Source organism: Cellulomonas fimi, from assembly GCF_012952065.1.
Classification (GTDB): domain Bacteria; phylum Actinomycetota; class Actinomycetes; order Actinomycetales; family Cellulomonadaceae; genus Pengzhenrongella; species Pengzhenrongella fimi_A.
Genome location: NZ_JABCJJ010000048.1, coordinates 1 through 11,628, shown reverse-complemented (window position 1 = coordinate 11,628; position 11,628 = coordinate 1). Strand labels below are relative to the sequence as shown.

At 68.2% G+C, this 11,628-nt stretch carries 11 protein-coding genes and 1 pseudogene; 4 read left to right on the top strand and 8 right to left on the bottom strand.

Annotated features, from left to right (window positions below; all coding sequences use genetic code 11):
* Positions 1-281 precede the first annotated feature (281 nt).
* Positions 282-986 (top strand): hypothetical protein, encoded by a 705-nt coding sequence (locus tag HIR71_RS15785; protein WP_169326026.1) that lies wholly within the window; start codon positions 282-284, stop codon positions 984-986.
* 83 nt (positions 987-1,069) lie between these two features.
* Here HIR71_RS15785 and HIR71_RS15780 read toward each other — a convergent pair whose 3' ends face one another.
* The 7 genes from HIR71_RS15780 to cmtR all read right to left on the bottom strand — a co-directional run bounded on the left by HIR71_RS15780 (position 1,070) and on the right by cmtR (position 7,885).
* Positions 1,070-2,161: a hypothetical protein gene (locus tag HIR71_RS15780; RefSeq protein WP_169326025.1), complete on the bottom strand. Its 1,092-nt coding sequence runs from the start codon at positions 2,159-2,161 to the stop codon at positions 1,070-1,072.
* Positions 2,162-2,328: 167 nt separating this feature from the next.
* Positions 2,329-3,345: a hypothetical protein gene (locus HIR71_RS15775; protein WP_169326024.1), complete on the bottom strand. Its 1,017-nt coding sequence runs from the start codon at positions 3,343-3,345 to the stop codon at positions 2,329-2,331.
* Between the two features lie 1,085 nt (positions 3,346-4,430).
* Positions 4,431-4,925: a hypothetical protein gene (locus HIR71_RS15770; protein ID WP_169326023.1), complete on the bottom strand. Its 495-nt coding sequence runs from the start codon at positions 4,923-4,925 to the stop codon at positions 4,431-4,433.
* 263 nt (positions 4,926-5,188) lie between these two features.
* Positions 5,189-5,776, bottom strand: a complete 588-nt coding sequence (locus HIR71_RS15765; RefSeq protein ID WP_169326022.1) for a hypothetical protein — start codon at positions 5,774-5,776, stop codon at positions 5,189-5,191.
* A 47-nt stretch (positions 5,777-5,823) separates the two neighbouring features.
* A complete protein-coding gene (locus HIR71_RS15760; RefSeq protein WP_311836328.1) occupies positions 5,824-6,384 on the bottom strand; it encodes a TetR/AcrR family transcriptional regulator in 561 nt (186 codons plus the stop codon).
* Between the two features lie 542 nt (positions 6,385-6,926).
* Positions 6,927-7,529, bottom strand: a complete 603-nt coding sequence (locus tag HIR71_RS15755) for a cadmium resistance transporter (protein WP_016997609.1) — start codon at positions 7,527-7,529, stop codon at positions 6,927-6,929.
* Positions 7,526-7,885 (bottom strand): Cd(II)/Pb(II)-sensing metalloregulatory transcriptional regulator CmtR, encoded by a 360-nt coding sequence (cmtR, locus tag HIR71_RS15750; protein ID WP_006590980.1) that lies wholly within the window; start codon positions 7,883-7,885, stop codon positions 7,526-7,528. The genes HIR71_RS15755 and cmtR overlap by 4 nt, the downstream gene beginning before the upstream one ends.
* Before the next feature lie 193 nt (positions 7,886-8,078).
* On the opposite strand from cmtR, the gene HIR71_RS15745 reads away from it, so the two are divergent.
* The 3 genes from HIR71_RS15745 to HIR71_RS15735 are packed head-to-tail and all read left to right on the top strand — an operon-like array spanning position 8,079 to position 10,895.
* Entirely contained in the window at positions 8,079-8,675 is a 597-nt protein-coding gene (locus HIR71_RS15745; protein ID WP_064441666.1) for a recombinase family protein, read from the top strand.
* 7 nt (positions 8,676-8,682) lie between these two features.
* Positions 8,683-10,080 (top strand): Mu transposase C-terminal domain-containing protein, encoded by a 1,398-nt coding sequence (locus tag HIR71_RS15740; RefSeq protein WP_082937603.1) that lies wholly within the window; start codon positions 8,683-8,685, stop codon positions 10,078-10,080.
* On the top strand, positions 10,077-10,895 hold the full coding sequence (locus tag HIR71_RS15735) for an AAA family ATPase (RefSeq protein WP_169326021.1): 819 nt from the start codon (positions 10,077-10,079) through the stop codon (positions 10,893-10,895). The genes HIR71_RS15740 and HIR71_RS15735 overlap by 4 nt, the downstream gene beginning before the upstream one ends.
* A 59-nt stretch (positions 10,896-10,954) precedes the next feature.
* On the opposite strand, the pseudogene HIR71_RS17645 reads toward HIR71_RS15735, so the two are convergent.
* Positions 10,955-11,251 (bottom strand): annotated as a pseudogene (locus HIR71_RS17645) (STAS domain-containing protein); the annotation flags it as partial.
* Positions 11,252-11,628: the final 377 nt, after the last annotated feature.

Here is an 11,628-nt window from a genome sequence, read left to right as displayed (position 1 = left end):
AACCCCCTCCGCCCGGTGCAACCTACGGATCTCTGCCCAGTCCTCCATCGCGATCACCCTCCAAGGGTTCAGGAGGGGGTCAAATTTCATCCGTCGCACAGGGGTCAGTTTTCACGCGTCGTCGACAGTTCTCGGTCCCCTGGCTGAGCACCGCAGGCTCCACCGGGCAGAGCGTCACCCTGGAAGGGCTGAACCTGCTGCTCGCAGGGGCCGAGCGCCACCTCAGCGTCGCCTCGTCCGGGTGGGCCACCCCGCAGGACGAGGGCTCAGCGCTGCTGCGGGTGCTCCGGGACGGGCTGGCCGACCACTGGGACGGCCGCGACACCGTGGAGCAGATGCGCGCCGGCGGGTCGCGGAACTGGCGGCAGATGGAGTGGCCCGGGTTCCACTTCGAGGAGCAGGTCGGCGCCCTGCTCAACGTCGCCTACCCGACGCCGCCGGTCGGCGGGCCCCGGCGCACCTACGGGGCGACCCCGTTCGACTACGCCTCGAGCGCGCGCGTGTGGGACGCCAAGGCCCACACCGTCTTGGAGGTGTCCATCCCGTCCGGCAGACGCACCAGCACCGCGAGCAGCCCCGCGATCCTCAACGACTCCACCGCGATCACCACCTGCCTGACTGAGCAGGGGCTCGGGTTCCTCGTCCTGGACGGTGCGGCGACCTTCGACGAGACCGGGCACTTCGACGACTGGCACCGTACCTACACCCGCGAGGGCCGCACCAGCGTGGGCTACACCTCGAACTCCGGCCGCCGCCGCCGCCGCAAGCAGGCGTTCGACCCCATGACCTTGCGGGCCCTGTGGATCCAGGACGTCCCCGCGCTGAACGCCGGCATCGTCGGCGGCTGGATCAGCCGAGAACGGCAGGGCGCCCAACCGGTCCGCGCCGGCCAAGAACGAGGCGCAGACCGCAACGACAAGTTCCACCTCAAGGTGCATAAGAGCGCCGCTTGGGTGGTCGCGACGCAGAACTGGGTGGGGACCTAGCCTGCGGATCCCAGACGTCCCGTAGGAGGCCCGGCCGAGGGAAGCGCCCGGTCCTGCAGTCGCCAGGCCCCTCCGAAGTGCTCCTACGGAGTGGGCTCCGACTGGCCCGATTCGGGCGGGAGCACCCCGCGGCGTAGTAGCGCCCGTCCTGCAGCCAGAGATGAGTGGATCATCGGCGCGGTGATGGGGATGGACGCCTCACCACGCCGCCGGACGATGCTGATGAAGGCGCCTTCGGCCCGCCCGCCGACGATGGCGCCGTGGACGAGGAACGGCTTGAGCTCCTCGGGCTGGGGCGGGATGTCGATCAGGATGAGCGTCCCCCCGACAGTGGGGACCACTTCTACGCTCAAGTTGTCGGGCGGGGGGAACACGCGGCGATCGAGGGCCTGCTGGTAGCGCCGGAGCGCGAGGGGATCGGCAGGCATGGGGCTGAGGGCATGGATCGTCTCCCCGCCGGGCACTCGTCTGGTCTTCAACCCCACCACGACCACGCCGCACTGCTCCGCGTTGCAGAACCGAGTGACCGCCTGGGCGAGCGAGATCTGCCCTCCTTCGGTGCGGAGGTCGTAGTGCTGACTCTTGGCCTCCAGCCAGTGCCCCTCGGGCTGTCCGATGAGCAGCTGTGCGTGACCTCCGCGCACTAGGTCGCAGATGGTGGAGCGCGTCAGATCACCAGTGACCATCGCGCCGACGAGTTCGACAAGGTCTGTGCCACTGCCATAGAGATCAGCCAGCACCCGCCCCTGAGCGTGAAACCCCACGGCAAGGTCCCACAGCGCGCCCGGCCCGACGTCGTCCACAGAGAGGCTCTCGATCCACATGCGGTGCCGGTTCAGGTACGGCTGCACGACCCGAGCGATCGCCTGCTCGAGCGCACGCGACTCGTCGCCCTCGACGTAGTTCTGGACTCGGAGCAAGAGGGCGCCGTCGCGAAGTTGGAAGGAGACTGGTGCGACGGGCTGGAGCTCGTCGAAGTACTGCTCCTCCACGTCGCACAGGAGCAACTGCTCGCCGCCCATGTCCGCGGCCTCCGTCGCGCGCATGACGCGGCGGAGGTCCGCCGCGTAGCAAGCTCCGAGGTCGTCGACGATCGCGACCATGTCACCCGCGCCGTCAGACCCTCGCTGCCGGCCGTTGAAGAACCAGTGCTCGTGGTCCTTATCCGCCCACACTGTGCGACCTCGACGGCCAGGAGCGGCGCTCACCTGCTCAGCGTTTCACAACGCACCCGAAGAGCCCGGCACATATAGGAACAAGGAGCCAGGCGTCCGGAGGGGGTGTTCAAGTCCCCCTCGGGACACGCCCGATCAGCGAAGGGTGACGCCGGTCGCGGGCTGGCTCAGGCTGGGGACGGGCCGTCGAGGCTCTTCTCTGCCTGGGCGCGCTTCTTGTCGTCCATCATCTTGATGATCGAGTCGAGCAGGAGCGCGTCCTCTGCTGAGGTCGGTGGCAGCGGCTCGGGTTTTACCGGGACGCTCGCGAGCTCGTCAAAGCCGGCATCGACGAGCTTGTAAGTGTTCCGGACTCGGCGAGTGTCCAGAGCGTTGCGTGTGGCAGAGCGACGCCGGGCGCTGACGAGCCCGGCCGCTCGCAGCTCGCGCAGTCCTTTGCTGCGCGTGTCTTCGCTGAGGCCATAGAGCTGGTCAGCGCGCTTTGGGCTGAACCAGAGCTCCTTGCCGCTCTTGTCTGTCCCGCGCTCGGCGTAGAGGACCAGGAGCATGGCGATCGCGGCCCCAGACAGGGTGGCGATCCATCCGTTCGTCCAGAGCGTGTCGGGGAGCTGGATGTACCGGTGACGCCAGGCGTCTGGGGTGTTGCGAGCAGCGTTGAAGGCAGACCCGGGCAGCGTGTACGGCACACCTTGCGCGCCTTCGTCGAGTAGCCAGATCCGCGGCGGCATCCCGGGGTGGCGTGCGACTCGAATGAGGTAGTTGCTCTCGAGCGCATCGATGGCCTGCCGCACTCGACGTGTACCGCGCCCTTCAGGATCTTCGAGCCCAAGGAGGACGGCCCACACGCGGGCCGGCAGGCTGACGTCGTGGGGCGCCGCGGCGGCGAACCACAGGAAGCTCAGCTCGAGCTTGAGCCGCACCTCGCCCCCACGGCCACCGCGAAGCAACCTGGCCAGTGGAGGGTCTGTGTCGTCGTCGCGATCGTCGTCATGGGCGCCGACAAATGACACCCGAACAGGGGCAGCGGCCCGCCGGCCTAGGCGGTCCTTGATGAGGTGGGCCACCTCGAGCGCACCTGGGCTTGGAGTCCGATGAGCGGCTGCTGCGTCCACGGCTTCAGTCGCGTCGGCGTCCGGCTCCAGCGCGTTCGGCGCACCGAGTTGGGTCGACGAGTGGGTCATCATGGGGGCGCTCCGGCTCACGGGGATTCGCGGCGATACATGGATATCTATATAGTACCGGGTCTGACGGCGGCGATGCATCAGGTACAAGCGTAAGGGTAACCCCCCCGAAACTTGCCGTCCGTCCGGTACTAGTGTTGCACTCTACCCCTGCTGCAAGGTAGGGTAACTTTGGCACTAGCGCGCTCCGGGCGTCTTCATGGTAGTGTTCAGCCCAAGTTGAAGCGCGCGCGCCGACAAGGGGTCGGACAACGCGGGCCCTCAGCCCAGGGTTGTCAGTCACGTCCGAGCGTGTCCCGCGGCGACATATGGGCCGCTTGGCTTGGCGGTCAACCCCGAGAAGACCTCTGCCCTGCCGGGGTGGTGGGTGCCGGCTTGGGGCCGGACAGCCCGCCAGACCTCGGAAGACGCGGAGGTCTTCTTGCGTGCCCTGAGCTGGCCGGTCCTTCGTGCTGGACCTCTCGCATCTCAGTACAACCAGCGGGCGTCCGGCGAGGCGCGCCCCGTGCCATCGTTTCCGGGGCACCCGTCGACGACGTCGCGCCGACGCCGCCGCGGCCGCATGGCAGCGGTGCCCGAAACCCCGCCCGATACCCCGATGCGGCCGGTACCCAGTGCAGCCCTTCGATGTGACTTGCAGCGGTAAGCCGCGGCGCCATCTCGGCGCACCTACAGAACGAGTACATCGTGGCGCTCGTGGCCGACAGGCTGCGCCGTGCCGGACTCACCGCCGGCCGCGTGGCGCTCTCCGGGGCGTCCGTCGTCGCCCAAGCCGCTGTCAATCGCAGGACTCGCCGGGAGCAGTGAAAACGCGAGCGGGCGAATTGTCGGCGCGTCTGCGCGCGACCGATCAGCGCGGAGCCGACTTCCGTCCGGGCGCCGACGGGTTGCCGCGCGGCCACATTGCCCTGTGAAAACCGCGCCACTGAGCCGACGGGCTTGCCCTTTGCCTGTGCCCATGCGCGAATTGCGGCGGCGTCATGGCCTCTCATCAACTTCATCGGTGAGCTCCTGTCGAGATGCGGGGTCGGCTCCGGTCACCGTACGAGGTCGCACACGGTGGCGGCGCAGTTACGCCGATTCGGCGGTCAGGGCACGACGAGCTGATCGCTGACGCTCACCACGGCATCCCCCGTGATGCTCTCCTCGCTGACCAGCGGGCCCGTCAGGTTCTCGCCGGCGTCGCCGATGACTGCCTTCACTTCGCCAGGCTGGTTGCGCGCGATGGGCATGGTCACGCTGACGTCGTAAGTGCCGGAGGGGATCGGGTCGCCCTTGTCACTGAACGGCCCGAACGAGACCGTGCCGTCCCGCAGGGTCTGGGAGTCCTGGGCCATGAATCCGCCCTCTTGGAACACGGACGAGCCCAGCTGGGTGCCGTCCGGCAGATTGGACTCAGCAGTTACCGACACCGAGCCGTCCTCATTGATGACGGCGCTCATCGCCAGGTCGACCTCCAGCGTCGCGTCCACCGCCGACGCCTCGGTGGTTTCAGACCGCACCGGCTCAGGGGTGGCCGCAGAGCATCCACCGACCAGCAGGAGGGCCGCCGCGGCGGCAGCAGCGACGAGCAATCGATTCATAGGCCTGAGGTTACGGTCATCGGCTGAGCGGTAACCCAGCGGCTCGCTCGTCGACGCGATCGGCGGCGTCCGCCGGCCGGTGGCGTTGCGTTGGGGTACACCCATGCGCAACGTCTCCCAGTCGGGGTGGTTGCCCTGTTGCGACAGGCCCGGTCGCGGCTTTCGCGGCACATCCGTGCGGGGGTCTAGAGGTGGTGCAACACGCCGGGCAGCGGATCGAGCACACGTCTTGCGTCCCGGGCCGGCCTACTCCCGAGGGTTCGTCAGATCAGATCGAGTTCGACGGCTGCGGGGCCCTCGTCGAGCACGGCGCGGACGGTGAGTGTCGTGGCTTCTTGCGGTGGCGCTGGCCGGAAGCCTGCCGTGTACCGCCACTCCTGTCCGCGCCCGCCGGCGTTCCCTGAGTAGAAGGCGTACCGGGTGCCGAGGTTGTCGGTGAGCTCCAGGCTGAGCTCCATGAGTCGCTCGGCCGGCCACGGCGGCGGTCGGGACGGAATGTGCTGCATCGATTCTTCCCAGGCCGCGCGTGCCTTGCGGTCGGTGTGGACGGTGCGGCCGGCCTCGGGGCCTTGTCCCTCGAGGGTGACGGTCACGTCCGGGCCGACGACGACGGAGGTGAGATGGACCTCGACGTCGTCGAGCGTGCCGAGGAGGACATCGTCGATCGGTAGAGGCGCGCGTGGGGCGCGGCGACCGGCATCGATCCTGATCTCGAACACCTGATGGTCGTACTCCGCGGTGACCGTGGCGCAGTTGTGGTCCGTACGGCTGAAGTTGACCGACGGGGCGCTGGGGGTGAGGCCCTGGATCCCTTTGCAGAGTGCCTCCACGACCCGGTCAAGGTTGTCCACATCAGGACACTACGACGGTGACCAGCGCTCCAACGTCCGCGTCCGCCCTAGTTGCGGGTCCGCCGCCGGCTTTCGTAGCCGGCGAGTACGACGTCCACGATCCTGGTGGTGAAGTGCTGGTCGACCGCGCCGGTGGAGACCCATCGGCGGTAGAAGACCGGCCCGGTCAGCAGGTCGAGCACCTCGTCGGGATCGGTGTCCTGGGGCAGCTCGCGGCGGTCGATGCCGCGGGTGATGACGTCGCGCACCACGCGGTGGCGGTGCGTGGCCTCATGGCGGTGCAGGGCGGCGAACGCGGGGTCGCGTTCAGCAGCCTCGATGAGTGCGGGCATGAGCGCTGCGGCCGGGCTCCGGTGCAGCGCCGCGGCCAGGCCGGCCAGGAGCACCACCAGGTCCTGGCGCAGGGTCCCGGTGTCAGGGTCGGCCGGTTCGCGCAGGGTGCTCGCGATCGCGTCCAGGACGAGCGCCGGCTGGGCGTCCCACTGCCGGTAGATGGTCGTCTTGGCGACCCCGGAACGCTCGGCCACCGCTTCGATGGTGGTCGCGGCGATGCCGTTCTCGCGCACCAGGTCCAACGTCGCGGCGATCACCGCCGCGCGAGAACGCACCACCCGAGGGTCGGTGCGCACCGGTGCGGGCCGCCCAGCGAAGTCGTTCATGCCGTCGCGGCCGGGGACGGAAGCCACGTGTGCCGGTGATCGTGGACGTACTGGTCGAGTGTGCGTGGGGGGCGTCCGAGGAGCCTGGCGGCGGTGGGGTCGACGGTCTGGGCCTGACCCCGTCGCAGACCGGTGTGAAGAACCGTCTGGACCAGTGCCTGCGCCCAGGGCAACCCCTGGCGGCGGACGTGACGCAGGTAGGACAGGGCAGGTGCTGGCTCGTAGGTGATCGTCCGTCCGAGCTGTTCGCTGAGGATCGCGGCCACCTCGGCGAAGTCGACCGCGCGTGGACCGGTCAGGACGTAGCCGGCGCCGCGGTGGGCGACGGGATCGGCCAGGACTGTGGCTTCGTTCGCTTGGTGGCGGGGTTTTTGCAGCGCTCCGTGGCGGTCTTGTTGCCGCGATCACACAGGACTGGCTGCAGGTAGGTGTCGCGGTCTGAACCGAGAGGGGTGCGCCCGGTCGGGGCCGTTTGGATCGCTGCCGCTACGTCAGAGTCCGAAGGCTCCGCCGCTGACGAGGATCACGATGCCGAGGCCGATGAGAACGATGGGGAAGAGGATGTGCTCCCAGCGTTCGAGCACTTCGGCGATCGGGGGGCGGGTGGCGACGAACTTTGCCAGGGCCACCAGGACCGCGACGAGCGCGAGGAAGACGATGCAGTAGGCGACTACTGCGAGAGGTTCCACGCTGAGGAAGACAGGGGTGTAGACGCCGATGTTGTCGCCGCCGTTGGCAAGGGTGACGCCTGCGACTGTCCACACGCCGACCTTCTTGCCGGCAACCTTGGCCTCGTCGTCATCGTCGTCATCGTCTCCGCGCCAGGCCTGCCATGCGGCCCAGAGGCCGAGGCCCAGAGGGATGAGACCGAAGTACGGGATGGCTGCCGAGGGCAGGAATGCTCCGGCACCGATGGTCACCAGGACCGCGGCACCGAGGATGCCGGCGAATCCGAGGTACTGGCCGGCCAGAATGCGGGCGGTAGTGCCGCGCTGGCCTGCCCCTCGCGCGAAGAAGAGGGAGAGCACGATGATGTCGTCGATGTTGGTCGCTGCGAACAGGCCCATCGCCTGCAAGACCGAGGTGAGGATCATGCGCCCTCCCCAGCTGCGTCGCATCCGGGAAGCGAGCAGGCGGGATCGATGCACGGGGCGTCTTCGTCCACTGCCAGGGTGGCATCGACCAGTGCCGTCAGCGCCTGCGCCAGGTGCGAATCGGCGATCTCATATCGTGTCCGACGACCCTCGGGCTCGGAGACGACGATCCCGCAATCGCGCAGGCATGCCAGGTGGTTGGACACGTTCGGGCGTGTCAGGTCCAGATCTCGGGCCAGTTCCGCCGGGTAAGCGGGATGGTCGAGCAGGGTCAAGATGATCCGGGATCGAGTGGGGTCGGCCAGTGCACGACCCAGGCGGTTCATCACGTCGAGACGCGAAGCAATAGTCAGCATGAACTGAACTATACAGCGCGCACTGAACACTCGTTCACAGGCGTCAGCCCAGATCGCATGCCCGTAAGGGGAACCCTCACCGGACACCACCGCTACTTATCGAGAGGAACGACGGCACGCCTGGCGGGCTGTCCCGTAAGACCCGTCCGGTGAACTGTCCGGTGAAGGGAGGCTATATGACACACTGGGGAGCATGTCCCCCTTGAAGGTCGGCTATGCCCGAGTCTCCACCGACGAGCAGGACCTGACCGCGCAGCGTGACGGACTCGCGGCGTTCGGCGTCGATCCCAAGCGCATCTACGTCGATCACGGGCTCACGGGCCGCAACGCCGACCGTGAGGGCCTGCAGCAGGCGCTGGCAGCGTGTCGGGACGGCGATACATTCGTGGTCACCAAGCTCGATCGGCTGGCGCGTTCGGTCCGTGATGCCCACCAGATCGCCGACGACCTCGCGGCGCGGGAAGTGAAGCTGAGCATCGCCGGATCGGTGTACGACCCGACCGACCCGATGGGGAAACTGTTGTTCAACGTGCTGGCGATGGTCGCCGAATTCGAAGCCGACCTCATCCGTGCCCGCACCCGCGAGGGGATGAAGGTCGCCAAGGCCAAGGGCCGGCTGCGCGGGAAGTCACCGAAGCTCACCCCCCGGCAAGAAGCTCACCTCGTCCAGCTACATGCCGCCGACGAGCACACTGTGGGCGAGCTGGCCGAGCTGTTCAGCGTGGGCCGCTCGACGGTCTACCGCGCCCTTCAGCGCGCCGAGCGCGGGCGCGAGAACGCCTTGCAGTAGGTGCGTCGTGGACGCTCGAGCGCGGTGGCGAATCCTCAGGCTCCACGTCGAGGACCAGGTGCCCCTCGCGCGCTTAGCTCGCGAGACCGATGTTGGGCTGCGGACCCTGGAGCGCTGGCACGCCCGCTACCGCGCCGACGGCTACGCCGGACTGGAGACAGCCTCGCGAGCGGACACCGGCTCCCGCCGCCTTCCGCCCGACCTCGTCCACCTGATCGAGGGCCTGGCACTGAGCAAGCCGCGGCCGGCCATCGCCACCATCCACCGCAAAGTCACCGGCATCTGCGCCGCCCGGAGATGGCCGGTCCCCTCCTACTCGGTGGTGTGGGACATCGTGCGGACCCTGGATCCCGGCATGGTCACCCTCGCCCTGGAGGGCGCAGCGTCCTACCGCGACAAGCACGAGCTGGTGCTACGCCGGCAAGCAGAGCTGCCCAACGCGATGTGGCAATCCGATCACACCATGCTCGACATCCTGGTGGTGGGCACCGACGGCAAGCCCGCACGGCCATGGCTGACAACGATCCTCGACGACTGCTCCCGGGCGGTCTGCGGCTACACAGTCTTCCTGGGCGCACCGTCGGCGATGAACACCGCCCTGGCGCTGCGCCAAGCGATCTGGCACAAGACCGACCCGGCCTGGCCGATGTGCGGCCTGCCCGACGTGCTCTACGTCGACCACGGCAGCGACTTCACCAGTGACCAGCTCGCCCACACCGCCGTCGACCTCCACATCCGACTGATCCACTCCACCGTCGCCCGACCCCAGGGACGGGGCAAGATCGAGCGGTTCTTCGGCACCATCAACACCGAGCTACTCGCCACCCTGCCCGGACACATCACCGAAGGGCACCCCTGGCCGACACCGAAACTGTCCCTGGCCGCCCTCGATAGCGCCCTGGAGGCGTTCGTGGCCACCTACAACGACCGCACGCACAGCGAGCTCGGAACCTCCCCGCGCAGCGCGTGGATCGCCGATGGCTGGCTGCCCCGAATGCCCGAGAGCCTGGAAGACCTCGACAGACTGCTGTTGACCGTCGCCAAGACCCGCGTCGTGCGCCGCGATGGCATCCGCTTCCAGGGCCTGCGCTACGTCTCGCCAACTCTGGCCGGCTACGTCGGACGCTCGGTCGTGATCCGCTACGACCCCCGCGACATCACCGAGATCCGCGTCTTCGATCACGACGAATTCGTCTGCAAGGCCGTCAACCAAGAGCACCACGACCAGAAGGTCAGCCTCAAGGAGATCCAGGCCGCGCGCAACGCCCGCCGCCGGGCGCTGCGAGCCGGCATCAACGAACGCATCGCCCTCGTGGCCGCACCTACCGAGACGCCACGGATCACCGAAGCACCGGCTCCGGCGCCGAGGTCGGCGTTGAAGATCTACAAGGAGGACCTCAGGTGAGCCAGCGCTTCATCGTCACCAAGGAGCACCGCCGCTTCACCGAGTTCGCCGACGCCGTGCGCCGCGGGCACACCATCGGTTTGTGCTTCGGATCAGCCGGCGTAGGAAAGACACTCTCCGCGCGCCGCTACGCACACGACGAGAAGGCTCATGACCTGCTGACCTACTGGGGGCCGCGCTCCGACAACGACGCCAAGATCTACGCCGCCTTGAACCGGAGCCGCACCGTGCTCTACACCCCCAGCGTGCTGACCACCCCGCGGACCCTGAAGGACGAGCTGACCCAAGCCATCACCCGCACCAACATGTGCATCGAGCAGCACCTCGTACCTCCCGGCACGGCCACTCCCGAGGCCTGGGGATGGCGACACGGCAGGAACTACGTGGAGCTGATCATCGTCGACGAGGCCGAACGACTGCGTCCCGCCGCTCTGGAACTGCTGCGCGATCGCTACGACCGCGACGACATCGCCCTGATCCTGATCGGCATGCCCGGCCTGGAGAAGCAGTTCAGCCACTACCCCCAGTTCTACAGCCGAGTCGGCTTCGCCCACCAGTACCGGCCCCTGGGACAAGACGAACTGCTGTTCGTCCTCGAGCGACACTGGCGATCCCTCGGCAAGACCCTCGACCCCGACGACTTCACCGACGCCCAAGCCATCGCAGCCATCGCACGGATCACCCGCGGCAACTTCCGGCTCCTCGAACGCCTCTTCCCCCAGATCCAGCGGGTCCTGAAGATCAACGAACTCGACACCATCACCAACGACGTCATCGAAGCCGCACAGAGCACCCTGGTCATCGGTGTCACCTGACCCCGCCACGAAGCGACCGAAGAACCCCGCCATTCAGCAGACGAAGTCACAAGCAGGTCGACCACGACCCTCGACGGGTCCTGCAGCGTCACCGACCTGCCGCCGTCTTTCGCGACGCGGTGCAGCTGCATGAGGAACGCGAGGCCCGACGAGTCGATGAAGGTGACGCGGGACGTGTCGATCACGATCGGGAGGCTCTCGGCGACCACCGCCACCATGGCGTCACTCGCGGCCTCCCGCATGCCCGCGTCGATCTCCCCCGCGAGCCGGACCACGAGCGACTCGGCGGCACGGCCGACGACGATCTCGGTCACGTCCACCGGCGACCCGTCGCCGTCGCTCTCGGTGACCGTCATCAGCGCGTCCTCAGGCACGTCACTCCCCATGTCATCGCGTCGGCACGCCTGGCGGACCGGGGGTCGACGCTACCTGCCCGACGTCGTCGCGCCACCGGAGGACGTCGCTCGCCGGGGTGATTCTCGTGCTCACGGCTGCGGCGCCGTGGGCGGCGGGTCGAGCACGACCGGCGGCGGCGGCGGCGGCCTGCCCCGGACCTGTCAGACCCACAGGAACCCATAGCCTCCCCCAGGTCTGACAGCTCCGCGCAGGTCTGACCCAAATCCGCGAGTAGTGGCGCGTCAGGGGTCTTGGTGACCCGTTTGCGGGTCTTGTTGCGGTTTCCGGTAGCGGGGCGTGACCGGGTCCCGGCTGGCGCGTCGGGTGCGGGTTTCCA

Excerpts from the sequence above, each read along its gene's own strand:
- HIR71_RS15755 (WP_016997609.1), bottom strand. The coding sequence starts at position 7,529 with ATGATCCTCACCTCGGTCTTGCAGGCGATGGGCCTGTTCGCAGCGACC.
- HIR71_RS15745 (WP_064441666.1), top strand. The coding sequence starts at position 8,079 with ATGTCCCCCTTGAAGGTCGGCTATGCCCGAGTCTCCACCGACGAGCAG.
- HIR71_RS15770 (WP_169326023.1), bottom strand. The coding sequence starts at position 4,925 with ATGAATCGATTGCTCGTCGCTGCTGCCGCCGCGGCGGCCCTCCTGCTG.
- cmtR (WP_006590980.1), bottom strand. The coding sequence starts at position 7,885 with ATGCTGACTATTGCTTCGCGTCTCGACGTGATGAACCGCCTGGGTCGT.
- HIR71_RS15775 (WP_169326024.1), bottom strand. The coding sequence starts at position 3,345 with ATGATGACCCACTCGTCGACCCAACTCGGTGCGCCGAACGCGCTGGAG.